The sequence below is a fragment of the Micromonospora sp. NPDC002575 genome (genome assembly GCF_042889525.1).
Classification (GTDB): domain Bacteria; phylum Actinomycetota; class Actinomycetes; order Mycobacteriales; family Micromonosporaceae; genus Micromonospora; species Micromonospora carbonacea.
The window spans coordinates 371,122-393,785 of record NZ_JBIARA010000002.1 but is presented as its reverse complement, the minus strand read 5'-3'; the positions used below and the strand labels follow the sequence as shown (position 1 = coordinate 393,785).

The 22,664-nt window shown below is 75.5% G+C and carries 23 protein-coding genes; 11 read left to right on the top strand and 12 right to left on the bottom strand.

All coding sequences use genetic code 11. The features are described 5' to 3' along the window. Nucleotides 1-2 precede the first annotated feature (2 nt). The 5 genes from ACFYWL_RS05200 to ACFYWL_RS05180 form a co-directional block, all read right to left on the bottom strand. The gene (locus ACFYWL_RS05200; RefSeq protein ID WP_386967572.1) at nucleotides 3-668 is read right to left on the bottom strand and encodes a hypothetical protein; all 666 of its coding nucleotides are present in this window, start codon (nucleotides 666-668) and stop codon (nucleotides 3-5) included. Next, the gene (locus ACFYWL_RS05195; RefSeq protein WP_386967569.1) at nucleotides 665-3,349 is read right to left on the bottom strand and encodes an FtsK/SpoIIIE domain-containing protein; all 2,685 of its coding nucleotides are present in this window, start codon (nucleotides 3,347-3,349) and stop codon (nucleotides 665-667) included. Before ACFYWL_RS05195 ends, ACFYWL_RS05200 begins: the two co-directional genes overlap by 4 nt. Beyond that, nucleotides 3,342-4,388 carry a hypothetical protein gene (locus tag ACFYWL_RS05190; RefSeq protein WP_386967566.1) on the bottom strand — a complete coding sequence of 349 codons (1,047 nt, stop codon included), beginning with the start codon at nucleotides 4,386-4,388 and terminating at the stop codon, nucleotides 3,342-3,344. The genes ACFYWL_RS05195 and ACFYWL_RS05190 overlap by 8 nt, the downstream gene beginning before the upstream one ends. An 8-nt stretch (nucleotides 4,389-4,396) precedes the next feature. Further along, on the bottom strand, nucleotides 4,397-4,657 hold the full coding sequence (locus ACFYWL_RS05185) for a hypothetical protein (RefSeq protein WP_007076395.1): 261 nt from the start codon (nucleotides 4,655-4,657) through the stop codon (nucleotides 4,397-4,399). A 332-nt stretch (nucleotides 4,658-4,989) separates the two neighbouring features. After that, entirely contained in the window at nucleotides 4,990-5,367 is a 378-nt protein-coding gene (locus tag ACFYWL_RS05180; RefSeq protein ID WP_386967562.1) for a hypothetical protein, read from the bottom strand. Between the two features lie 414 nt (nucleotides 5,368-5,781). Between ACFYWL_RS05180 and ACFYWL_RS05175 the strand changes: the two genes are divergently transcribed. Genes ACFYWL_RS05175 through ACFYWL_RS05165 form a run of 3 tightly spaced genes read left to right on the top strand, consistent with a single transcriptional unit; the run spans nucleotide 5,782 to nucleotide 8,878 of the window. Then, nucleotides 5,782-8,337, top strand: a complete 2,556-nt coding sequence (locus ACFYWL_RS05175) for an ATP-dependent Clp protease ATP-binding subunit (RefSeq protein ID WP_386967560.1) — start codon at nucleotides 5,782-5,784, stop codon at nucleotides 8,335-8,337. 17 nt (nucleotides 8,338-8,354) lie between these two features. Then, nucleotides 8,355-8,528: a hypothetical protein gene (locus ACFYWL_RS05170; protein WP_386967557.1), complete on the top strand. Its 174-nt coding sequence runs from the start codon at nucleotides 8,355-8,357 to the stop codon at nucleotides 8,526-8,528. Continuing rightward, on the top strand, nucleotides 8,528-8,878 hold the full coding sequence (locus ACFYWL_RS05165; protein WP_386967555.1) for a DUF3140 domain-containing protein: 351 nt from the start codon (nucleotides 8,528-8,530) through the stop codon (nucleotides 8,876-8,878). Before ACFYWL_RS05170 ends, ACFYWL_RS05165 begins: the two co-directional genes overlap by 1 nt. 97 nt (nucleotides 8,879-8,975) lie before the next feature. Here the strand turns inward: ACFYWL_RS05165 and ACFYWL_RS05160 are convergent, their stop codons facing one another. The 3 genes from ACFYWL_RS05160 to ACFYWL_RS05150 all read right to left on the bottom strand — a co-directional run bounded on the left by ACFYWL_RS05160 (nucleotide 8,976) and on the right by ACFYWL_RS05150 (nucleotide 10,983). Beyond that, a complete protein-coding gene (locus ACFYWL_RS05160; protein ID WP_386967553.1) occupies nucleotides 8,976-9,212 on the bottom strand; it encodes a hypothetical protein in 237 nt (78 codons plus the stop codon). Nucleotides 9,213-9,231: 19 nt separating this feature from the next. Then, a complete protein-coding gene (locus ACFYWL_RS05155) occupies nucleotides 9,232-10,245 on the bottom strand; it encodes a LysR family transcriptional regulator (protein WP_386967550.1) in 1,014 nt (337 codons plus the stop codon). 123 nt (nucleotides 10,246-10,368) lie between these two features. Beyond that, the gene (locus ACFYWL_RS05150) at nucleotides 10,369-10,983 is read right to left on the bottom strand and encodes a hemerythrin domain-containing protein (RefSeq protein ID WP_386967547.1); all 615 of its coding nucleotides are present in this window, start codon (nucleotides 10,981-10,983) and stop codon (nucleotides 10,369-10,371) included. Between the two features lie 212 nt (nucleotides 10,984-11,195). On the opposite strand from ACFYWL_RS05150, the gene ACFYWL_RS05145 reads away from it, so the two are divergent. Further along, nucleotides 11,196-12,524: a M20/M25/M40 family metallo-hydrolase gene (locus ACFYWL_RS05145; RefSeq protein WP_386967544.1), complete on the top strand. Its 1,329-nt coding sequence runs from the start codon at nucleotides 11,196-11,198 to the stop codon at nucleotides 12,522-12,524. A gap of 60 nt (nucleotides 12,525-12,584) precedes the next feature. Beyond that, nucleotides 12,585-13,265 carry a hypothetical protein gene (locus ACFYWL_RS05140; protein ID WP_386967542.1) on the top strand — a complete coding sequence of 227 codons (681 nt, stop codon included), beginning with the start codon at nucleotides 12,585-12,587 and terminating at the stop codon, nucleotides 13,263-13,265. A gap of 66 nt (nucleotides 13,266-13,331) precedes the next feature. Here the strand turns inward: ACFYWL_RS05140 and ACFYWL_RS05135 are convergent, their stop codons facing one another. Together ACFYWL_RS05135 and ACFYWL_RS05130 are read right to left on the bottom strand one after the other, a co-directional pair. After that, the gene (locus ACFYWL_RS05135; protein ID WP_216933611.1) at nucleotides 13,332-13,523 is read right to left on the bottom strand and encodes a DUF5703 family protein; all 192 of its coding nucleotides are present in this window, start codon (nucleotides 13,521-13,523) and stop codon (nucleotides 13,332-13,334) included. Nucleotides 13,524-13,613: 90 nt separating this feature from the next. After that, nucleotides 13,614-14,585: an aldo/keto reductase gene (locus tag ACFYWL_RS05130; RefSeq protein ID WP_043968769.1), complete on the bottom strand. Its 972-nt coding sequence runs from the start codon at nucleotides 14,583-14,585 to the stop codon at nucleotides 13,614-13,616. Between the two features lie 179 nt (nucleotides 14,586-14,764). Between ACFYWL_RS05130 and ACFYWL_RS05125 the strand changes: the two genes are divergently transcribed. Both ACFYWL_RS05125 and ACFYWL_RS05120 read left to right on the top strand, forming a co-directional pair. Then, entirely contained in the window at nucleotides 14,765-15,817 is a 1,053-nt protein-coding gene (locus ACFYWL_RS05125) for an LLM class F420-dependent oxidoreductase (RefSeq protein WP_386967539.1), read from the top strand. Next, entirely contained in the window at nucleotides 15,814-16,650 is an 837-nt protein-coding gene (locus ACFYWL_RS05120) for an undecaprenyl-diphosphate phosphatase (protein WP_386967536.1), read from the top strand. The genes ACFYWL_RS05125 and ACFYWL_RS05120 overlap by 4 nt, the downstream gene beginning before the upstream one ends. Nucleotides 16,651-16,788: 138 nt before the next feature. Here ACFYWL_RS05120 and ACFYWL_RS05115 read toward each other — a convergent pair whose 3' ends face one another. Further along, nucleotides 16,789-17,403 (bottom strand): hypothetical protein, encoded by a 615-nt coding sequence (locus tag ACFYWL_RS05115; protein WP_386967534.1) that lies wholly within the window; start codon nucleotides 17,401-17,403, stop codon nucleotides 16,789-16,791. A 477-nt stretch (nucleotides 17,404-17,880) separates the two neighbouring features. On the opposite strand from ACFYWL_RS05115, the gene ACFYWL_RS05110 reads away from it, so the two are divergent. The 4 genes from ACFYWL_RS05110 to mshC all read left to right on the top strand — a co-directional run bounded on the left by ACFYWL_RS05110 (nucleotide 17,881) and on the right by mshC (nucleotide 21,629). Next, nucleotides 17,881-18,585 (top strand): histidine phosphatase family protein, encoded by a 705-nt coding sequence (locus ACFYWL_RS05110; RefSeq protein WP_386967532.1) that lies wholly within the window; start codon nucleotides 17,881-17,883, stop codon nucleotides 18,583-18,585. Nucleotides 18,586-18,706: 121 nt separating this feature from the next. Further along, nucleotides 18,707-19,288, top strand: coding sequence for a DUF3090 domain-containing protein (locus tag ACFYWL_RS05105; RefSeq protein ID WP_386967529.1), 582 nt, complete (start codon nucleotides 18,707-18,709; stop codon nucleotides 19,286-19,288). After that, the gene (locus ACFYWL_RS05100; RefSeq protein ID WP_386967528.1) at nucleotides 19,285-20,103 is read left to right on the top strand and encodes an SCO1664 family protein; all 819 of its coding nucleotides are present in this window, start codon (nucleotides 19,285-19,287) and stop codon (nucleotides 20,101-20,103) included. The genes ACFYWL_RS05105 and ACFYWL_RS05100 overlap by 4 nt, the downstream gene beginning before the upstream one ends. 287 nt (nucleotides 20,104-20,390) lie before the next feature. Continuing rightward, a complete protein-coding gene (gene mshC / locus ACFYWL_RS05095) occupies nucleotides 20,391-21,629 on the top strand; it encodes a cysteine--1-D-myo-inosityl 2-amino-2-deoxy-alpha-D-glucopyranoside ligase (protein ID WP_386967525.1) in 1,239 nt (412 codons plus the stop codon). Nucleotides 21,630-21,861: 232 nt separating this feature from the next. Here the strand turns inward: mshC and ACFYWL_RS05090 are convergent, their stop codons facing one another. After that, nucleotides 21,862-22,653 (bottom strand): GntR family transcriptional regulator, encoded by a 792-nt coding sequence (locus ACFYWL_RS05090; RefSeq protein WP_043968783.1) that lies wholly within the window; start codon nucleotides 22,651-22,653, stop codon nucleotides 21,862-21,864. Between the last annotated feature and the right edge of the window lie 11 nt (nucleotides 22,654-22,664).

Sequence of the window (22,664 nt, the reverse complement as noted above, 5' to 3'; positions counted from 1 at the left end):
AGTCAGCGGGCGAGGACCAGCAGCACGCCGGTCGTCACCAGGCCCGCCACCAGGACGACCGTGATCGGCCGGGGCGACAGCACCGCGTGTCGACGGTCGGCGAGCCGCTTGGCCAGGGCCAACCCGACCAGGGGGCCGAGCAGGGTCACCACCAGCGCCAGCACCGGCAGGCCCACCGCCAGGTCCCCGCCGTTGCGGGCCCCCAGCGCCCGGATGCCCAGGCCGAGGGCGAACATCAGCGCCGCGCCCACCGCCCCGCACAGCGCCAGCAGCGGGTTCGCCGAGGCGGGCAGCTCGCCGGGCTGCCGGGTCCGGTCCAGCAGGCCACGCACCCCGTGCAGCAGCAGCAGCGGGTCGCCCGAGGCGTCCCGGGCCGGGCCGGGCGGGTCGCCGAGCCGGCGGGCCCCCGCGCCCAACCGGGCCCGCAACTGCTGCCACAGGTGGGCCGCCTCGGCGTCCACCCGCTCCACCAGCTCCCGCGCGTCGGCCGCCTCCCGCTCGGCCTCGCGCAACTGCTCGGTGGCCTCGGCGACAGCCCGCTCGGCGGCGGCGCACTGCTGCTCGTGCCAGGCGTGGGCCTCGGCGCGCTGGGTGCGCACCCGGTCGGTCAGCTCGGCCAGCCGCCGCACCTGCGCCGCGTACGACTCACTGGTCACCGGTTCGTTCACGCCGACGGTCCGTAGGGGATGATGACCTGCCCGGTGCGGTGCGCCGCCCGGTCGAAGAACAGCCCCCGCCACGGCCGGGGATACCAGTCGGGGCCGCCGGTGCCCGGGTACAGCGACGAGCCCAGCTCGCCGCCCTGCACGTCGAGGGCCACCCACGCGCCGATCTGGTCGGTGCGGGCGGCCGGCCCGCCGAGGTCCACCCGCATCCGGGCCACGCCGCGCCACCAGGCCAGCACGTGGGTGCGCCGCTCCGGGCCGTCGTGCAGGATGCGCCGCAGGTGCTCCAGCCCGGTGCGCCCACCGGCCCGCGCGGCCAGCCGCCCGGCCGCCGCGTCGACCGCGTACAGCAGCAGGTAGTGCGGGGTGGCGGGGGTGCCCGGCCGGTCCAGGGCCGCCGCCGTCTCGGCCATCAGCTCCGGTACGGTCTCGTCGTCGTACCAGGCGGCGTCGTCGGCGAGGTCGGCGTAGAGCTCCCGGGCGGCCGGGTCGGCGTCGGGGTCGAGGCAGGCGATGGAGTACCGGGCGGTGCCAGGGCGGTGCTGGCGGGCCAGCGACCGGGCGGCGGCGTCCAGCACGGCGCACGCCTCGTCGACGCGGGTGCCCAGCACGGCGAGGTTGCGCCCGGGGGCCCGGGGCAGCCGCAGCGCCGCCGAGCGGGCCTGCACGTCGATGATCTCCCCGAGCAGCGCCACCGGGCTGCGTGGCGTCCCGTCGCCCTCGGGCGGGGTGAGCGCCCGGTAGTCGGGGGCCTCGGCGAGCCGGGGGATCGCGTCGCCGTCGAAGAGGCGGGCGGGCTTCGCGTCGGCGGGGCGCATCCGCCATAGCCGGTGCTGCAACTCGCTCCACTCGTCCCAGTCGCTGGCCGACGGGATGCGGGCCACCTCGTTGCCCTCGACCAGGCCCGACTCGGCGTTGACCACCGCGTGGTGGCGGGGCAGCGACTGGGCGGCGTCGTTGCGTTCGGCGAGGATGCGCAGCGCCTTGGGCAGCGCGATGCGCAGGGTGAACTGGGCGACCAGCGCCGGCCGCCCCCACAGCGCCTCGATGCCGCGCACGTCCTGCGAGGCCAGCACCAGGTGGATGCCCTGGGAGCGGCCCCGGCGGGCCAGGTCTTCGAGGAGGTCGGCGGCCTCCCGGGCGACCACGTCCCGCCCGGCCAGCAGCGCCTGGAACTCGTCGACCACGGCGACGATGCGGGGCCAGTGCCCGGTCGGGTCGACCGCCCGCAGCTCGGCGAGCTTGGTGACCTCGTGCTTCTTCGCCGCGTCGGCCCGCCGGCGCAGCTCCTCGGCGAGGAACCGCAGCAGCGCCAGCCCGAACTCCCGGTCGGTGTTGACGTTGATCCCGACCAGCCGCATGTGCGGCAGCCAGCTCGGGTCCCGCCGGCCCTGGGCGAACCGGGCGAAGGACACCCCCTCCTTGAAGTCGAGCAGGTAGAACTCCAGCTCGGCGGGGGAGTAGCGGGAGGCCAGCGCCCCGATCCAGGCGAAGATCAGGTTGGTCTTGCCGGTGCCGGACGGCCCGCCGATCAGCGCGTGCGGCGGGTAGTCGCCGAGATTGAGCAGCACCGGGCGGCCGTGCGGACCCTCGCCGATGGGCGCGGTCAGCCCCGTCGAGGAGTCCTCCCGCCACATCTGCTCCGGCGGCGGCAGCAGGTCGGTGAACGGGGCCGGCGGGGGGCCGGCGTTGACCCGGGCGGCGACCTGCCGGCACGTCTCGGTGACCAGCGTGGCCGGCGGCGGCGGGTCCAGGGTCACCGGCAGGCCGGGCGGGCCGCCCACCCGGGCGCCGTCGGGGCCGACCACGACCCGGGTCACCGTCGGGTCGTCGGGCACCGGCACGCCGCGTACGACCAGGTGCACGCCACAGGCCGCGCCGGTGCGTACCACCCGGTCGAGCTGGCCGCGCTCGTGCCGGGACAGCTCGTCGCCGCCGAGGAGCACCGCCACCCGCCACGGCTCGGGGCGGCGGCCGGTCGCGGCGGCCAGCTCCCGCAGCGAGCGGTACTCCCCGGCGAGCACGGTCTCGTTGATCCGGCGGATCTGCTCCACCAGGTCGTCCAGCAGCCGACCCAGCCCGCCGGGGCCGACGAAGGTGAGCAGCCCGGCGGTGCCCAGCGGGGCGAAGCCGGCCAGGCCGCCGCCGAGGCGCTCCGGGTCGTACCCGAACAACCGCACCGCGCCGGGGTCGGCCCGGCCCAGGCTGCGCAGCAGCAGCGCCGGCACCACGGCCGCCCCGCCGTCGGCCCCGGCCCCGGACAGGTGCACGTGGCCGGCGTCGAGCAGCGGCACCAGCGCCGGCACCGGCTCCGCGCCGGGGATGCGCACGGTGCCGACGCGTACGGCGCCGGGGGTCTCGCCGCGACCGGCCGGTGTCGCGGCCCACTGCGCCCAGTCGGCGCTGGCCGCGCCCGGCGCCTCGCGGCGGGCGGCGTCGACGGCCCGGCGGGCCAGCTCGGCGATCCGCGCGGTGTGCCGGGCGTCGATCTCGGCGAGCCGCCGGTCCCGCTGCGCCCCCACCTTCGCCGGCACGGCCGCCGCGGCGCGCTGCACCCGGGCCAGCCGGTCGCGGGCGGCGGCCAGCTCGGCGTCGGCGTCGGCGAGCCGGTGCCGGGTGGCGCCCAGCGCCTCGGAGAGCATGCCCCGCACCCGGGTCACCAGCTGGGTGCGGCGGTCAGCCATCGGACCCCCGGCCGGCGGCGCGCCCGGCGGGCGGTGGGGGCGGCACGGGGGGCAGGCCCTGCGCGGCCCGCTCCCGGGCGGCCCGCTCGCGGTCCGCCCGCTGCCGCGTCGCCTCGTCCCAGGCGTCGCGCTCGGCCTCGCGGCGCTTCTGCTGCGCGGGCCCGTTCTCCTTGCCAGCCTGCCCCTCGTCGCGGGGCAGGTCCCTGCCGAGGCGGTCCAGCAGCACGGCGGTGACCACGCCGGCGGTGACGGCCGCGTCGGCGGCGTGCGGCTGCTCCTCGCCGCTGCCGCGCGGCGGCGGGGGCATCCGGCAGACCCGGGTCAGCAGCGTCTCCAGCACCGGCGGGGGCAGCCCTGGCAGCAGGTCGCGTACCCGGCCGTCCAGCTCCCGGCGCAGCCGGGGCAGGTCGTCGGCGCGGGGCGGGTGCCCGAGCAGCTCCCCGGCCAGCTCCCGCAGCAGCGGCGGGGCGAGCGCGGCCAGGCCGAGACCGACGTCGGCGTGCGCGGCCCGCAGCTCGCGGTGCAGCCGGTCCCGGTCGCCGCCGCGGACCCCGTCGGCGACCCGGCGCAGCAGCTCCCGGGAGTCGCCGATCCGCTCGTCCGGCTCGTCGGGCGCGCCCTCCCGGCCGCCGGTCAGCTCCGCGACCCGCACCGCCCACCAGCGGCGCAGCACCGGGTTGTCGTCGCGCGCCGGTGGCGGCCCGTCGCCGGGAGCCGGCGGCGCGTCGCGCGGGGCGTCGTGGACCTGCCGGTCGCCGGCCGGGCGGGCCGGCGGCGCGCCGTCGGGGGCCAGGCCGATGGCCGCGAGGTACGCCGACAACTGCTCCTGGGCCACCCGCAGCGCGTGCCCGGCGGACTCGGCGTGCTCGACGGCGGCGGACAGCTCCGGCACCCCCATCGGGTTGGCCGACTCCTGCCGCACCCAGCGCAGCCGCTCGGTGGCCTGACCGAACTTCTCCAGCGCGAGGGCGAGCTGGGCCAGCGGGAACTCCTCCGCTGCGGCCCGCACCTGGGCCCCGACGTCCTCGATGATCGACACGCCCGGCCCTACAGGGTCGAGACGTAGAGTTGCGCCTGCTCCACCGCGACGAGGGTCGCCGCGAGGCACTCCTCCAGCTCCTGGCTGGCCTGGGTCAGTGACGCCTGCGCCGCCTCGACGGTCTCGTGCCCGCTGCCCTCCAGCGCGCCGGCCAGTGTCTGCTGCGCCTCGGCCAGCTTCTCCCCGGCCGCCTGCACCGCCGTCTGCCCGTCACCGATCTGTTGCAGGGCGACATCGATGGCTGCCTTCAGCTCGGCGACGCTCGCCACGGGGACCTCCTGGGGGCGGGGAGATCTCCATTACAACCCATCCCCCGTGGGGAGAGAACATCCGCCCTGTCGGTGTTGCCGCCCGGCTGTCCGATTACGTCACTGACGTGCGCGAACCCCACCCGAGTGTCCCACCTGCGCGTCACCCGATCCCACCCACAGGACTCACCCCCGTCCCCACCCCGCGTGCCCCCCGCCCCCGCCCCGCGCGTCCCCCGGCCCCGCTGCCCCCGCCCCGGTGATCAAGAGGTTTGCGTCATCGGCGAGATCAAGGTTGACACTTTCCTCTTGATCACCGGGGCGGGGGCGGCCGGCGTGGCGCGTGGGGTGGGTCAGGTGGGGAGCCAGCGGGGGCCGTGGACCTCGGCACCCAGCGCACCGACCCGGGAGCGCAGCTCCCGGTCGGCGGTGACCACCAGCCGGCGGCGGTCCGGGGCGGCCCCGACGAGGTCGACGATCGTGTCGTCGCCCGAGCCCGGGGCGGCGACCACCCGCACGCCCGGCACGGCGGGGACGGCACGCGCGGCGCCCTCTACCACCAGCACCACTTCCGCCGGCCCGGCGAGCTGCGGCGGCACCCCGGACTCGGCCAGCGGGACGAGGGCGTCGCGCAGCCGGGCGGTGGCACCGGCCCGGTCCCGCCACCACCCGTCGGGGCGCGAACCCACCACGTTGGCGGCGTCCACGATCAGCAGCGGCGTCGGCTCCATGCCCCCAGCCTGCCACCGCCGAGCGGGCGTCCCCGCCCGGCCCGCCGGGGCAACCACTCGCGCCGGCCTGGTGCGGGCTTCGCCGCCTGGGTCTGCTGCCTTCGCCGGCCCCGTGCGGGCGCGACCGCCCGGGCCTGGTGCTCCCCCCGCCCGGGCCCCCGTCCCGCCCGCGTCCGCCTGGCCTGGGCCTGCCCGCGTCCGCCTGGGTCCCGTCCCGCCCGCGTCCGCTCGGGCCTGGGCCTGCCCGCCTCCGCCTGGGCCGGGGCCTGCCCGTGTCCGTCCGGGCCTGGGCCTGCCCGCCTCCGCCCGGGCCCGGGCCGGGCGCGTTTGTCGCGCCGGCCGCCGGGTAGCCACCGCCGACCGTGCCGGCGGCGACCGCACCGGCGAGCGTGCCCGACCCGCGGGAGGACAGCGATGATGGGACCCGGCGACCTCGGCTCCGACCCGTGGGACGAGTTCCTGGCCCGGTACTTCGGCCGGGGCGAGGGGGGACGCCGGCCGGCGCACCGGGTCGACATCACCCGGCTGATGACCGCCGACGCGCGGGAGATGCTCGCCGACGCGGCCCGTCGGGCGGCGCAGCGGCACAGCAACGACCTCGACACCGATCACCTGCTCTGGGCGGCGTTGCAGCGCGAGGCGCTGCGCGACCTGGTGCGCCGGGCCGGCGCGGACCCGGACGCCCTGGTCAACGCCCTCGGCGGGCGCGGCGACGGGGCGCCCCGGGGCGAGGTGCCGCCGAACCTGTCGCTCACCCCGGCCGCGAAGCGGGCGCTGCTCGACGCCCACCAGCTCTCCCGCGCGATGGGCGCAAACTACATCGGCCCCGAGCACATCCTGATGGCGCTGCCGCTGAACCCCGAGTCGCCGGCGGGCCGGATGCTGGCCGCCGGCCGGATCCAGCCCGAGTCGTTGCAGGCGGCCAGCGCCGAGCGCGGCCCGATGTCCGGCCCGAGGCCCGACCACGGCACCCCGACCCTCGACCAGTACGGCCAGGACCTCACCGAGCTGGCGCGCAACGACCAGATCGACCCGGTGATCGGGCGGGCCGCCGAGATCGAGCAGGCCGTCGAGATCCTCTCCCGGCGGACGAAGAACAATCCGGTGCTCATCGGCGAGGCCGGCGTCGGCAAGACCGCGATCGTGGAGGGGCTGGCCGAACGGATCTGCGACGGCGACGTGCCCCAGACGTTGATCGGCAAGCGGGTGGTGCAGCTCGACCTGGCCGGCCTGGTCGCCGGCACCCGCTACCGGGGCGACTTCGAGGAGCGGCTCAAGAAGGTCATCGAGGAGATCCGCGCCCACCGCGACGAGCTGATCATCTTCCTCGACGAGATCCACACCCTGGTCGGCGCGGGCGGGGCGGGCAGCGAGGGCGGCATGGACGCGTCCAACATGCTCAAGCCGGCGCTGGCCCGCGGCGAGCTGCGGGTGATCGGCGCGACCACCCTGGACGAGCACCGCCGCAGCATCGAGAAGGACGCCGCGCTGGCCCGCCGGTTCCAGCCGGTGCTGGTGCCGGAGCCCACCGTCGAGGACACCGTCGCCATCCTGCGCGGCCTGCGGGACCGCTACGAGGCCCACCACCAGGTCCGCTTCACCGACGAGGCGCTGGTCGCCGCCGCCGAGCTGTCCGACCGGTACGTCACCGACCGGTACCTGCCCGACAAGGCCATCGACCTGATCGACCAGGCCGGGGCCCGGGTGCGGCTGCGCACGCGTACCCCCGCCTCCGACGTGCGGGAGCTGGAGCAGCAGCTCGACGAGGTGCGCCGGGACAAGGAGCAGGCGGTCGCCGACGAGCAGTACGAGCGGGCGTCGGCCCTGCGCGACCGGCTCGCCGAGTTGGAGGCGCAGATCAGCCGGGCCAAGGGCGACGACGGCAGCGGCTCACAGGTGCCGGCCGTCGGCCCGCAGGAGATCGCCGAGGTGGTGTCCCGGGCCACCGGCATCCCGGTCGCCCAGCTCACGGAGGAGGAACGCGACCGGCTGCTGCGCCTGGAGGGGCACCTGCACCAGAAGGTCGTCGGCCAGGACGACGCGGTCGGCGCGGTCGCCGAGGCGGTGCGCCGCTCCCGTACGGGGCTGGCCGACCCGAACCGGCCCATGGGCAGCTTCCTCTTCCTCGGCCCCACGGGCGTGGGCAAGACCGAGCTGGGCCGGGCCCTGGCGGAGGCGCTGTTCGGCGAGGCCGACCGGATGATCCGGCTGGACATGAGCGAGTTCCAGGAGCGGCACACCGTCGCCCGGCTCGTCGGCGCGCCCCCCGGCTACGTCGGCTACGAGGAGGCCGGCCAGCTCACCGAGGCGGTGCGCCGCCGCCCGTACGCGGTGGTGCTGCTCGACGAGATCGAGAAGGCCCACCCGGACGTGTTCAACATCCTGCTCCAGGTGCTCGACGACGGCCGGCTCACCGACAGCCAGGGCCGGACGGTGAACTTCAAGAACACCGTCCTGATCATGACGAGCAACCTCGGTTCGGAGCTGATCACCGGCACCCAGCGCGCCGTGGGCTTCGGCGCGGGGGAGCCCGGCACCGAACGGGAGAGCGACGAGCTGCGCGAGCGGCTGATGCGCCGGCTCCAGGAGAACTTCCGCCCGGAGTTCCTCAACCGCATCGACGAGGTGATCATCTTCAGGCGGCTGGAGCAGCAGCAGCTACGCCAGATCACCGAGCTGCTGTTGGAGGACACCCGCCGTCGCCTGCACGCCCAGGACATCGACGTCGCGTTCACCGTCGCCGGGGTCGACTGGCTCGCGGAGCACGGCTACCAGCCGGAGTTCGGGGCGCGCCCGCTGCGCCGGGTGATCCAGCGCGAGGTGGACAACCGGCTGTCCCGGATGCTGCTGGAGAGCGCCGTCTCGCCCGGGCAGCGGGTCACCGTGGACGCCCGCGACGGCGCGCTGGCCTTCGAGGTGGGCGCCGGCGACCGGGGCTACACCGCCGCCGCCACGTCCCACCCCCGGTGAACGGGCGGAGGCCGCAGATGACCGAGCCCGAGGAGGCCGCCGAGGAGTCCGGGACCGACCCGGACCGCAGCGAGCCGATCGAGGCGCCGCCGACGGCCAACCCCGCGCGGGTGCGGGTGCCGCCGGAGGGCCTGGGTTCCCACACCGGCGATCCGGAGCCGTCCGGGCCGCCGCCCGCAGAGGAGGCGTGATGGTACGCGAGGCGCGACTCGATCCCGAGGTCGAGGTGCTCTGGGAGGACTTCCACGCCGAGGTGAACGTCACCTCCGAGCAGCTGCGCAGCTGGCTGCTGACCCGTGGCTCCGGCACGGAGTCGTTCGGGGCGGGCCCCGACCTCGACCTGCCCGAGCCGGGCCGGCAGATCCTGGCCGTGCTGCGCAAGCGCAAGGTCGACCTGACCCGCGAGGACATCGAGGTGATGCGGGAGGCCGTCGACCGGATCCGGTCCCTGACCGCCGCCCGCCCGGCCGACGGGGCCGCCGACGACGAGTGGCGGCGTTCCCTGCTCGACCTGGGCCACGACGCCCTCGTGGAACGCTGAGCCGCCCCCGGGCCCCGGGGAACGGCGTCGGCCCGCGTGCGACGCGCCCGCCCGGCCCGGCCCCGTCACCCGTGAGGGCGGCGGGGCCGGGCCGGGCTCACTCCGATTCCATGCTGCCGATCTGGAGGCCGGCGGCGTCGGCGGCGGCCTGCCGTTCCCCGCGCGCCCGCACCTCCCGGCTGAGCAGGGTGGCGTACTCGGTCACGTCGGCGGGGCCGGGGACCTCGGGCAGGCGGCGCAGGAACGCCTCCACGTCCCGGGCGGCGGCGCTGTGCGCGGCAGCCGCCCCGCGCAGGGTCTCCCGGTCGTCGGCGGTCGGCTGGGCATCGGTCATGGGCCCCTGATACCCGCCGTCAGGCGGTTCGCACCCCGGAATCGGCGTCCCCGGCGAGCGGCCCGGCCGGGGCCGGGCGGCGCACCCCGAAGTCCGGGTGCCGCAGCAGCCAGGCCAGGTAGTCGGGGTGCGCGGCGAGCGAGTCGTCGTACACGGCCACCGCCGCCTCCAGCACCTCCTCGGCGAAGCTCGCGCCGGCCGAGTCGGGGTGCCAGCCCAGCAGCAGCCGCCAGCGCAGCGGCGCCCCGGCCAACCGGCGGGTCACCAGCCCGGGCACCGCGCGGAACGTGGCCTGGCACAGGGCCACCGCCGCGCCGGCCTCCACCAGGTCGATGCAGCCGCGCACGTCGGCCTCGTACACCTTGCGGGGGGTGAAGCCGGCGCGGGCGCAGGCGGCGGCGAAGCAGTCGCCGAAGCAGCCGTCGCCCGGGGCGGCGACCCACTGCTCGGCGCGCAGGTCCACCAGCCGCACCTCGTCCTGGTCGGACATCGGGTGCTGCTCGGGCAGCAGCACCTGAACCGGCTCCATCGCCACCTCCCGCCAGGTCAGCCCGTACCCGGCCGGCGGGACCGCGTCGCCGCAGACCCCGACCAGCGCGTAGTCCAGCCGGCCGCCGCCGACGAGTTGGGCCAGCTCGTCGGCGGACCAGGAGGCGTACGTCGTGATCTGGGCCTGTGGGTGTGCGGCGGCGAGCCGGTGCACCAGGCGGCCGAGGATGGGGCTGTTCACCCCGCCGAAGCGGTACCGGGCGGGGGTCGGGCCCGCCCCGGCCAGCCGGGCCGCCTCGTCCTGGAGGCCCTGCATGGCCGGCAGCAGCACCCGGGCCCGGGCCAGCACCAGCTCGCCCAGGGCGGTGGGCCGGGCGCCCCGGCGGTCCCGTTCGAACAGCGGGCCGCCGAGCGCCCGCTCGATGCGTTGGAGCTGGGCGGTCAGCGCCGGCTGGGCCAGGCCGAGCGTGGACGCCGCCTTCGTCACGCTCCCTGTCTCCGCGATGGCGCAGACCACCCGCAGGTGTCTCAGCTCCAGATTCATACGGTGACGTTATGACCACGGAAGGATCGATGGAAGGGTCCTAGCGGATAGGAGTTGACCGATGTCCGATGGTGACCGCCCGGTATCCGGTCGGTGATCCCGTGGTAACCGTCCGGTATTCGGTCAGTCTCCGGGTGGAAGCAGGTCCGACGGGTGCGTCGGCCGGCCCGTCACCGCGTCGCGGACCTTGTCCACCACCCCCACCGCCGGCTCGACGATCCGGTTCCACGGCGGGCTCGCCGGCGTACCCGGGTGCGGCCGGGTCGGCGCGGCCTCCTCGGCGATCTCCCACCGGTTGCCCAGCCGGATCAGCTCGGCGGGGGTGGCCACCTCGCGCAGCGACGCCAGCAGCGCCGCCGTCCCGGCGACGTGCCGGCGCACCCGGTCGGCCACGTCGGCCAGCGCCGGATCCGCCGGCCCGGCCAGCGCCTTGAGGGCGGTCAGCAGCTCGGCCGCCGCCCCGGCCTCCCGGTCGACCGCCGCGCCCGCTCCGGGCACGGCCGCCCGGACGGCCGGGAACAGATACTGCTCCTCCGCCGACAGGTGCCGCGACACCACGGCGGTCAGCACCTCGACCGCCTCGCCGAGCCGCCGCGGCGCGGCGTCCGGACCGGTGACCCGGTCGACCAGGTCGAGCAGCTGCCGGTGCTCGCCGTCGACCAGGTCGGCCACGCTCGGGCCGCCGGGCCGGTAGCCCTCCCCGGGCACGGGCGGCAGCGGCGGCAGGGGAACGGTCATGGTGCCCTCCTCGGCGGGCGGGCACGCGCTGCGCGAAGGAGGCGGCCCGGTGAGCGGTGCGGGACGGCAGCGGCGGTACCCAGACCGCGTCCCCGCGAAACGGCGGACCCGCGCGGCGGGGCCCGGGCGGTGAGCCCGTGCGGCGGGGGCGTGCGGCGGGGCCCGGGCGGCCGGGGGCGCTGCCCGGCCGGCAGGGCTGGTATGAAGAAGCGATGACGAGCGACGCCGCCTCCGCCCCGCCCGACCCCACCGCCGAGGTCGTGGACCTCTGCCGCGACCTGCTGCGCATCGACACCACCAACACCGGGGACAACGCCACCAGCGCGGGGGAGCGCGTCGCCGCCGAGTACGTCGCCGAGAGGCTCGCCGAGGTGGGCGTCGAGTCCCGCATCCACGAGTCCGCCCCGGGCCGGGCCAGCCTCGTCGCCCGCATCCCCGGCGTCGACCCCGGCCGCGACGCGCTGCTCGTCCACGGCCACCTCGACGTCGTCCCCGCCGACGCCGACGAGTGGTCGGTGCACCCGTTCTCCGGCGAGCTGCGCGACGGCTACCTGTGGGGCCGGGGCGCGATCGACATGAAGGACTTCGACGCCATGGTGCTGGCCGTGGTGCGGAACTGGCAACGCACGGGCGTGCGGCCGGCCCGCGACATCGTGCTGGCGTTCACCGCCGACGAGGAGGCCGGCAGCGACTACGGCGCGCACTACCTCGTCCAGCACCACCGCGACGCCTTCGACGGCTGCACCGAGGCGATCGGCGAGGTCGGCGGCTTCTCCTACACCGTCGACGAGTCCCAGCGGCTCTACCTCATCGAGACCGCCGAGAAGGGCATCGACTGGCTGCGGCTGCACGCCAAGGGCCGCCCCGGCCACGGCTCGATGGTGCACGACGACAACGCCGTCACCGCGCTCGCCGAGGCCGTCGCCCGCATCGGCCGGCACCGCTTCCCCGTGGTCGTCACCGACACCGTGCGCGCCTTCCTGGAGGAGGTCTCCGACCTGCTCGGCGTCGAACTCGACCCGGACGACCCGGAGACCGCCATCGCCAAGCTCGGCCCCATCGCCAACATCATCGGGGCGACCATCCGCAACACCGCCAACCCGACCCGGCTCGCCGCCGGCTACAAGGACAACGTCATCCCCGGCCGGGCCACCGCCACCATCGACTGCCGCAGCCTGCCCGGCCAGTCGGAGCTCCTCGAACAGCAGCTGCGCGAGCTGGTCGGCCCCGACATCGCCATCGAGTACGTCCACCGCCAGCCCGCCCTGGAGACCACCTTCGACGGCGACCTCGTCGAGGCCATGTCGGCGGCGCTGCGCGCGGAGGACCCGGGCGCCCGGCCCGTGCCCTACATGCTCTCCGGCGGCACGGACGCCAAGGCGTTCTCGCAGCTCGGCATCCGCTGCTTCGGCTTCGCCCCGCTGCGGCTGCCACCCGACCTCAACTTCTCCGGCCTGTTCCACGGCATCGACGAGCGGGTGCCGGTGGACGGACTACAGTTCGGCGTGCGGGTTCTCGACCGCTTCCTCCGGAATTGCTGACCGTGTCCGCCGCCCCATCCCGCCCGGCACGGATCGTCCCCCATCGCGAAGGGAACACACATGTCCGACCAGCACGGTGAGCTGGACGCCGCCCTGGAACGGGTGATCGACGCCGCCCGCCAGCACCTGGCCGCCGTCCGCGCCGCACAGGGCCGCATCGACGACGACGACGTCTGGCAGGCGTACGTCGCCCTGAACAACGCCTCGTTCGCCTACGACGAGCGGCTGCTCGACGCGTTCGGCGAGGTCACGCCGTGGGACGTCGAGTCCATCGACCCCGACGAGGCCGACGAGCGCTTCGGCGCGGCCGAGGGCGTCGAGGCGACCGACCCGCACCCCCGGGTCATCTCGGTGCGCCAGCGCCGCGACTACCGGGTGCCCAGCGTCGCCGCGCTGATCCGGGCCGCCGAGGCCGCCCGCCGCGAGGGCACCCCCGAGGAGGACGAGCCCGCGCCGGTCGAGGGCGTCGGCGAGGCGGTGCTGGAGTTGCTCCAGAGCGGCGACGGGTCGCTGTCCGCGCTGGACGTGCCGGAGCTGGAACCGCTCGACGGGGTGGTGATGGTCAGCGAGGTCGGCACCCCGGTCGACCTGGAGTCGTTCGACGACGACGACCCGGTTGGCCCGTTCCAGCCGGCCGCCGACGACCGCCTCGTGGGCCGCCTCGACGAGCACCCGTTCCTCGACCTGACCGACGAGGAGCACGACCACGCGGGCCACGGCCACGCGGGGCACCACCACTAGGCCGGGCGCGTCCCGGGGCCCGGCCAGCCGGCGGGGCCCCGGGACGGCGGGCGCGGGCCGCCCGGGTCAGTACGACAGGCCGGGCTGCGGCTGGTTCACCAGGCGACGGCGCAGCACCACCTGCCGCGTGCCGTCCCGGTACAACCGCACCCGGGCCAGCTCCCACCCGGAGAACTCGGCCTGGATCGCCAACTGCGCCGCGGCGGTCAGCCGGTCGACGTTCGAGGGCAGCCGCAGCGGCGCGTATTCGTAGTCCATGCCTTCCATGCTGCCCAGCCCGGCGGCCGTCCGCCACCCCGCCCGGCCCGTCCGGCCGGCTCCGCCGTGCGGCGGGCCCGGCCGGAGCGCTCAGCCGTCCCGCTCGGGATAGCCCACCGGCACGGCCGACACGTCGTCGAGCGCGACGATGATCTCCGCCGGCAGCGTCATCCGCTCCACCTGGAGCGCGCCGAGCAACTGCCCGACCGTCCGCGCGCCGAGGATCGGCGCCGTCACGCCCGGCCGGTCCCGGATCCACGCGAGCGCCACCTCCAGCGGCGACACGCCCAGCCCCCCGGCCGCGGTGGCCACCGCCTCCACGATGCTGGAGCAGCGCGGCTCCAGGTACGTCGCCACGAACGGCTCGAAGTGCGGCGACGCGGCCCGCGAGTCCGCCGGCCGGCCGTGCCGGTACTTGCCGGTGAGCACCCCCCGGCCCAGCGGCGACCAGGGCAGCACCCCCAGCCCCAGCGCCGCGCAGGCCGGCAGCACCTCGCGCTCGACACCCCGCTCCAGCAGTGAATATTCCACCTGGGCGGCCACCACCGGGGCCCGCCCCGGCCAGGCCGCCTGCCAGGCCGCCGCGCGGGCCGTCTGCCAGCCCGAGAAGTTCGACACCCCGACGTAGCGGACCCGCCCGCTGGCCACCGCGTGGTCCAGCGCCGCCAGGGTCTCCTCCAGCGGCGTGTCCGGGTCGTACCCGTGCACCTGCCACAGGTCGACGTGGTCCGTGCCGAGCCGGCGCAGCGAGGCGTCCAGGGTACGCAGCAGGTGCCCCCGGGAGCCGTCCCGACGCCTGCCGCTGCCCGGCCGCAGCCCCGCCTTCGTCGCGATCAACAGCTCGTCGCGGGGAACCAGGCTGCCCAGCAGCGACCCGATGACCGACTCCGCGTCACCGTCGCCGTACACGTCGGCGGTGTCCACCAGGTTGCCGCCCGCGTCGAGAAAGCTCTTCAGCTGGGCGGCCGCGTCGTCGGCGTCGGTGTCCCGGCCCCAGGTCATGGTGCCGAGCGCGAGCCGGGAAACCGCCAGCCCGCTTCGGCCGAGCGGTCGCTGTTGCATGGGTGAACCTTATTTCGAACCCGCCGCCACGGATATCCTCGCTCCCGTCAAGTTCCTGCTCGCCCTCCGGGCGACACCCCGTCCCGGCCGCGTGGCGCGTCCGGGGTGAGCCGGTGATCGGCCGCGCCGCCCGCATTGCGTAACCTGATGCGACCTGTGGTGCCGATGGGGGAGGACCAGTGCGACTCGGGCTCAGTCTCGGATACCAGACGGCGTGGAGCACACCCGCCGACCACCTGGCGCTGGCCCAGGAGGCCGACCGGCTCGGCTACTCGGTGGTGTGGGCGGCGGAGGCGTACGGCTCCGACTCGCCCAGCATGCTCGCCTGGATCGCCGGCCAGACCGAACGGATCGACGTCGGCAGCGCGGTGATGCAGATCCCCGCCCGGACCCCGGCGATGACCGCCATGACGGCGGCGACCATCGACGCGCTCTCCGGCGGCCGGTTCCGGCTCGGCCTGGGCGTCTCCGGCCCCCAGGTCTCCGAGGGCTGGCACGGGGTGCGCTTCGCCAAGCCCCTCGCCCGCACCCGCGAATACGTCGACATCGTCAAGCTCGCCATCGCCCGCAAGGAGGTCGCGTACGACGGCGAGTTCTACACCCTGCCGCTGCCCGACGGCCCGGGCAAGGCGCTGCGGCTGGGCTTCCACCCGCCGCGCGAGCAGGTCCCGATCTACCTCGCCGCCGTCGGCCCGAAGAACCTGGAACTGGCCGGCGAGATCGCCGACGGCTGGCTGGCCGTGTTCTACGCCCCGGAGTTCGCCGACGAGCAGCTCACCGCCGTGGCCGCCGGCCGGGCGAAGGCCGGCAAGGAACTGGCCGGCTTCGACGTCGTGCCGTCCGTGCCGGTGGTCGTCGGCGACGACGTCGCGACCTGCGCCGAGCTGGTCCGCTGGTACGCCGCCCTCTACGTCGGCGGGATGGGCAGCCGCCAGCAGAACTTCTACAACCAGCTCGCCACCCGGATGGGCTACGGCGACGCCGCCCGCGAGGTGCAGGACCTCTACCTGGCCAAGCGGCAGCGCGACGCCGCCGCCGCCGTGCCGACCGAGTTCATCGACCGCACCTCGCTGCTCGGTCCCAAGGAGCGCATCGCCGAGCGGCTGCGCGAGTACGCCGCCGCCGGCGTCACCACCCTGTCGGTGACCCTCTTCGCCGCCGACCGCGACAGCGGCGTGCAGACGCTGCGCACCGTCGCCGAGGCCCTCGAGCTGTCCGGAGTCGGCGAGTGACCTGGATCGAGGCCATCGTCCTGGGCGTCGTCCAGGGGCTCACGGAGTTTCTCCCGGTCAGCTCGTCGGGGCACCTGCGGATCACCTCGGCGATCTTCTTCGGCCGGGACGCCGGCGCGTCGTTCACCGCCGTCACCCAGCTCGGCACCGAGGCTGCGGTGCTCATCTACTTCGCCAAGGACATCTGGCGGATCACCCGGACCTGGATCGTCGGGCTCTGGGACCGCTCGGTGCGGTCCAGCCTCGACTACCGGATGGGCTGGTACGTCATCGTCGGCTCGATCCCGATCGGGCTGTTCGGCTTCCTGTTCAAGGACCAGATCCGCACCGCCGGACGCAACCTGTGGGTGGTCGCCACCACGCTGATCGTCTTCGCGTTCGTGCTGGCCTTCGCCGAGTACTGGGGGCGGCAGCACCGCACCCTGGCGAACTTCCGGATGCGCGACGGCATCGTGATGGGCTTCGCCCAGGCGATGGCGCTGATCCCCGGGGTGTCCCGCTCCGGCGGCACGCTCACCGCCGGCCTGCTGCTCAACCTCACCCGGGAGGCGGCGGCCCGGTACTCGTTCCTGCTCGCCATCCCGGCGGTCGTGATGTCCGGCATCTTCAGCGTCGGAGACGTCTTCGAGCCGTCCGCGCCGGGGACGTCCGCGCCGAGCGGGGCGCAGATGGTGGTGGCCACGCTCATCGCCTTCGTCGTCGGCTACGCGGCCATCGCCTGGCTGCTGCGCTACGTCGCCCACCACACCCTGTACGTCTTCGTGCTGTACCGGGTCGCCCTGGGCACCCTCGTCCTGGCACTCCTGATGACGGGCACGATCGCCGCCACCTAGGGATGCAAGGAAGGGCCCCTTGTTAACGCTTTCTGTAGAGGAAGGGCCCCTTGTTAACGCCACGCTGGGCGGGGTGGTGGGGACGCCGACGGCCGGGCCCCTTGGTGGTCGGGGCCCGGCCGTCGGCGTGTGCGTGTGTCAGCTGTTCCAGTGTTGGGTGACGAGGTCGGCGGCCTGCTGTTCCCACTGCGCGTACGCGTCGGGGTACGCGGACACCTGCACGGTCTGGGCGGCGTCGGTCAGCGCCATGTCGTGCCAGCCGTCGACCTGCCTGAGGCCCTTGAGGAACGCCGTCGTCGCGTACTCGGGGTCGGTGATCTGCTCCGGCGAGCCCCAGCCGCTGGAGGGGCGCTGCTGGAACAGGCCGAGGGAGTCGTGGTCGTTGCGGTCGCCGAGGTGGCCCAGGTTCTGCAGCTTCGACTCCTGCAGGGCGGTGCCGATCGAGATGACCGCGGCCCGCTCGTCCAGGCCGGTCTTCTTCGTGGCGGCGATGATGGCCTTGGCGTTGGCGGTCTGTTCGGTGTCGAGGTCGATGCGCGACTGCGTGCCCTGCACGCCGTGGGGGATGAGCTTGCCGGTGTCGACCCCGGCGGTGGGCTTGTCGGCCTGCACGGTAGCGGCGACGGGCCGGGCGTCGACGGTGCCGGTGCCGGCGTCGGGGGTGGTGTGGTGGAGGGGTCCGGCGGCGAGACCGCCGGCGAAGGCGAGTCCGGCGATGCCGAGGATGCTCTTGCGCAGGATGGTCGTGTTCATGGGGGTGTCTCCAATCCGGGGGTCGGCGCACCCCACGCCCGCAAGGGGGGACGGTGAGGGGGTGCGCGAGCACCACGTCGAGGCGCCCGAACAACGAACTCAGAAGAACGAGCAGGGGTGGCTGCCGTGCGGCGCCGGGTCCGGGTGTAACGACCGGCGGCCGGCCCGCATTCCGGGGGGGTGACGACACCCAGGGGGCGGGGGCCTGCCGGATCGCAGGGGTGCGGGGGCTGCTTCGGTGGTCCGTCAGGTGTAACGACCCCGGCCCGGCCGGGATTCCGGCCCCAGGGTGCCGCCGGTCACCCCGCCCCGCCCCGCCCCGCCCCGCCAGGCCGGACAAACCGCCCAACCCGGCCGAGGGGTGACGGGATGCCGGGCAGATGCGGGTATCAACGGGACGGGATGCCGCCATCTCCCTGACATGGAGTCGATCAACCCCTCGTCCCGCGCCGGCCCGTACCGCCTAGGGTGGGCAGGGTGGCGACTCTTCTCCTCCTGCGGCACGGCCGCACCACCGCGAACGCCGACGGCGGTCTCGCCGGACGGCAGCCCGTCGAGCTGGACGACACGGGCCGGGCCCAGGCGACGGCGGTGGGTGAGCGGCTGCGCGGGCTGCCCCTCGCGGCGGTGGTGACCAGCCCGCTGGTCCGGTGCCGGCAGACCCTGGAACTGGCCCTGCCGCAGGCCACGCCGGCGGTGGACGAGGGGCTGATCGAGTGCGGGTACGGCAGTTGGGAGGGGCAGCCGCTCAAGAAGCTCGCCAAGGAGCCGCTCTGGCCGGTGGTCCAGCAGCACCCGAGCGCCGTCGTCTTCCCCGACGGGGAGGCCATGGCGGCGATGGCGGCCCGCGCCGTGGCCACGGTGCGCTCCTGGGACGCCCGGATCACCGCCGAGCACGGGCCCGAGGCGATCTGGCTGGCATGCAGCCACGGCGATGTGATCAAGGCCATCGTCGCGGACGCGCTCGGCGTACACCTTGATCTTTTCCAGCGCATCGTCGCGGACCCGGCTTCGGTCACGGCGATCCGGTACACGCCGCTGCGGCCCTTCCTGCTGCGGCTCAACGACACGGGGGGTGACCTGGCCGGGCTGGTGCCGCCGCCGCGCAAGCGCCGGCGGCGGGCCGCGCGGCCGGCGGAGTCCGACGCCGCGGTCGGCGGGGGAGCGGGGACCGGGCGGTGAGGCCGACGGCAGGTGTCTCCCCGGTCGGGCGGGCCGGGCGGCACGACGGGCGCGGCGCGGGCGCGCGATTCCGGGTCGGTGGGGTGCGCGACGCCGTGGCGCGCCGGATAGGGTCGTGGGTATGACCCACCAGGTGCACGCCTTCGAGCCGCCGGAGCGGTTCGTCGCCGGGACCGTCGGGCCGCCCGGGGAGCGCACGTTCTTCCTGCAGGCCCGCGGCGGCGGCCGGCTGGTCAGCGTCGCGCTGGAGAAGGTCCAGGTGTCGTTGCTCGCCGAGAAGCTGGAGGAGCTGCTCACCGAGGCGCAGCGCCGCTTCGGCGTGCAGCTGCCCGAGGCCGTGGCGTCCGTGGGCGACAACGACCCGCTGGACACGCCGGTCGACGAGGAGTTCCGCGTCGGCACCCTCGGGTTGGCCTTCGACGTCGACACCGCGACCGTCGTGATCGAGGCGATCGCCGCCGGCGAGGCGGAGGCCGAGGTCGAGCTGGGCGGCGGCGAGGACGATGACGACGACGAGGACGACGAGGAGCCGGACGAGGACCTGGACCGGTTGCGGGTCCGGTTGACCCCCGAGGCGACCCGCGAGTTCATCGAGCGGGCCCGCCGGGTGGTCAACGCCGGCCGCCCGCCCTGCCCGCTGTGCGGCCAGCCGCTGGATCCCGCCGGGCACCTCTGCCCGCGGCACAACGGTTATCACCGGTGACCTCGTCGGAACTCGAACGTCGGCACGACGACGCGGCGACGCTACGGCTGCTCCGCGACGGCGAGTTGACCGTCGAGGGCCGCCTGGTCGACGCGTCCAACGCGACGCTGCTCGGTGCGCTCACGCTCGACGGGGTGAGCGCCCGCTGCGTCTACAAGCCGGTACGCGGTGAGCGTCCCCTCTGGGACTTCCCGGACGGCACCCTCGCCGGCCGGGAGGTCTCGGCGTACCTGGTCTCCCGGGCCACCGGCTGGGATCTGGTCCCGCCGACGGTGTTGCGCGACGGCCCGTTCGGGCCCGGCTCCTGTCAACTGTGGATCGACGAGCCCGCCGAGGCCGAGCCGCTGGTCGGGTTCGTGCCGGCGGAGGCGGTGCCGCCGCGTTGGTTCCCGATCGCGGCGGCCCGGGACGACGACGGCGCCGCGTACGCGCTGGCCCACGCCGACGATCCGCGCCTGGCCCGGCTGGCCGTGCTCGACGCGGTCATCAACAATGCGGACCGCAAGGGCGGTCACGTGCTGGTCGGCGCGGACGACCGCATCTACGGCGTCGACCACGGGGTGAGCTTCCACGTGGAGGACAAGCTGCGCACCGTGCTCTGGGGCTGGGCCGGCCGCGAGCTGCCGCCGGACGCCCTCGACATGCTCGCCGACCTGGCCGTCCGGCTCGGCGGGGAGTTGGGTGACGAGCTGGCCGAGCACCTGACGATCCGCGAGGTCGCCGAGCTGGCGGCCCGCGTGGGCCGGCTGCGCGACGGCGGCCGGTTCCCCCAGCCGCCGCAGGACTGGCCGGCGATGCCCTGGCCGCCCATGTAGCTGTCGACCGGGCCGACCGGGCGACCCGCCCGGCCGCCTCCAGGGCCGCCCGGCGGCCTCCGACTACCGCCTCCGACTACCGCCTCCGGGGCCGCCCGGCGGCCTCCGACCACCGCCCCGGACTGCCCCTCCGGGGCTGCCCGGCGGGCCCCGATGCCGTGCCCTTCGGCCGCATCTCGGCCGCCGGTGGGATCGCCCGGGTCGCCTACCAGGGACGTGAGCGGCTGTCGCGTTGGTCACCCGTGGGGTGGGTCCGGCGCGCGGGGCGGCTGGCTAGGCTGACGGTCATGGAGTCTTGGACGGGACATGAGGTGCCACGGCTGCCCGGCAGGGGCGGCCCGCTGACATTGTTCGACTCGGCGCGACGCGGTGCCCATCCCAGTCGACCTGGCGACGTGGCCACCATGTACGTCTGCGGCATCACCCCGTACGACGCCACACACCTCGGCCACGCCGCCACCATGATCACCTTTGACCTGGTGCAGCGGATGTGGCTCGACGCCGGCCTGACGGTGCGCTACGTGCAGAACGTCACCGACATCGACGATCCGCTGCTGGAACGCGCCGCACGCGACGGCGAGGACTGGAAGGTCCTGGCCATGCGGGAGACCGCGCTGTTCCGCGAGGACATGGAGGCGCTGCGGATGATCCCGCCAGCGCACTACGTCGGCGCGGTCGAGTCGATCCCCGACATCGCCGACAAGGTCCTCACCCTCCTCAAGGACGGTGCCGCGTACCGGCTCGACGACGGCACCGGCGACGTCTACTTCGACATCACCGCCGTGCCCACATTCGGCTACGAGTCCAACCTGTCCCGCGCCGAGATGCTGGACATCTTCCCCGAGCGCGGCGGCGACCCGGAGCGGGCCGGCAAGCGCGACCCCCTGGACCCGCTGCTGTGGCGGGGCGCCCGCGAGGACGAGCCGTCCTGGCCCGGCGGCGACCTCGGCCCGGGCCGGCCCGGCTGGCACATCGAGTGCGCGGTGATCGCGCTGAACCTGCTCGGCGAGTCGATCGACGTGCAGGGCGGCGGCAACGACCTGATCTTCCCGCACCACGAGTGTTCCGCCGCGCACGCCGAGCGGCTCACCGGCCGGTCGCCGTTCGCGACCCACTACGTGCACGCCGGCATGATCGGCCTGAACGGCGAGAAGATGTCGAAGTCGAAGGGCAACCTGGTCTTCGTCTCCCGGCTGCGGGCCGACCGGGTGGACCCGATGGCGGTCCGGCTCGGGCTGATGGCCGGCCACTACCGCGCCGACCGCACCTGGACCGACGACCTGCTCGCCGCCGCCCAGGAGCGCCTGGCCCGCTGGCGGCGGGCCGCCGCCGCGCCGTCCGGGCCGTCCGGCGAGGACTTCCTGGCGGGGGTACGCGAGCGCCTCGGCGACGACCTGGACACCCCGGGTGCGCTCGCGCTCGCCGACGACTGGGCGGAGCGTGCCCTGGCGGGCACGGGCACGGACCCCGACGCCCCGCACCTCTTCGCCACCACCCTGGACGCCCTCCTGGGCCTCCACCTCTGACACCCCACCCCCACCCCTACCCCCCCGGCCTGGCCCGCCTCCGCCCAGCCCAGCCCAGCCCGGCCCGGCCCAGCTCCGCCCGGCCCAGCCCGGCTCGGTGATCAAGAGAAAAGCGTCAGAGTTGATCTCGGCGATGACGCAAACCTCTTGATCACCGGGGCTGGCGCCGGGGCCGGGGCCGGCACCGGGGCCAGGGGGCGGGGGCGGCACCGGGGGCAGGGGGCAGGGGGAGTCAGCCCAGGATCAGGCCCGGGTCCGGGTCGGGGGCCGGGGTGGGGGCCGGGATCTTGTACTCCTCGGTGAGCGTCGTCATCGGGCCGGGCCAGGTGGCCTGGGCGACCTCGATGGGCTTGCGCCGGGCGTCGTAGGCGACGTGCAGCAGGTGCAGCACGGGGGTGTCGGGGCGGATCTGGAGGGTCTCGGCCTCCTCCCGGCTGGGCTGGCGGGCGGTGATGGTGTCGGTGGCGGTGACGTACTGCCGGCCGGTGGCCTCCTCCGCCTCCTGGTAGAGGGGCCGGCCGAAGGCCTCGCCCCGCTCCAGGGTGGTGCCGGCGGTGTCGGCCGGGAGGAACCAGGAGGCGCCCACCTCGACGGGGGAGTCCTCGGTGCGTACGAGGTGGCGGCGGCAGAGCAGCTCGGTGCCGTCGGCGACCCCGAACGCGTCGGCCACCTCGGGCGGGGCGGGGGCGCGGCCGACCGAGACGAGCTGTTGACGGTACCGGGCGGCCAGGTCCGTGTGGTAGCCGCGGAAGCCGCCGTACCGGCCCCGGGAGAGGCGGTTGAGCCGACGCCGGGTGCCTCTGACGTACGTGCCGGAGCCGGGTTTGGTGATCAGGATGCCCTCGACCCGCAGCTGGTCGACGGCGCGCTGCACGGTCTGCTTGGCGACGCCGAACATCTCGGCGATGGCCGGGATGGACGGCAGTCGCTCGCCCGGCCCCCAGTCGCCGCGGCGCACCTGGGCCTTGAGCTGCGCGGCGATCTGCCGGTGCGGGAACTCGGCGGCGCCCGGGTTGATCTGCATGGCTCCTCCTG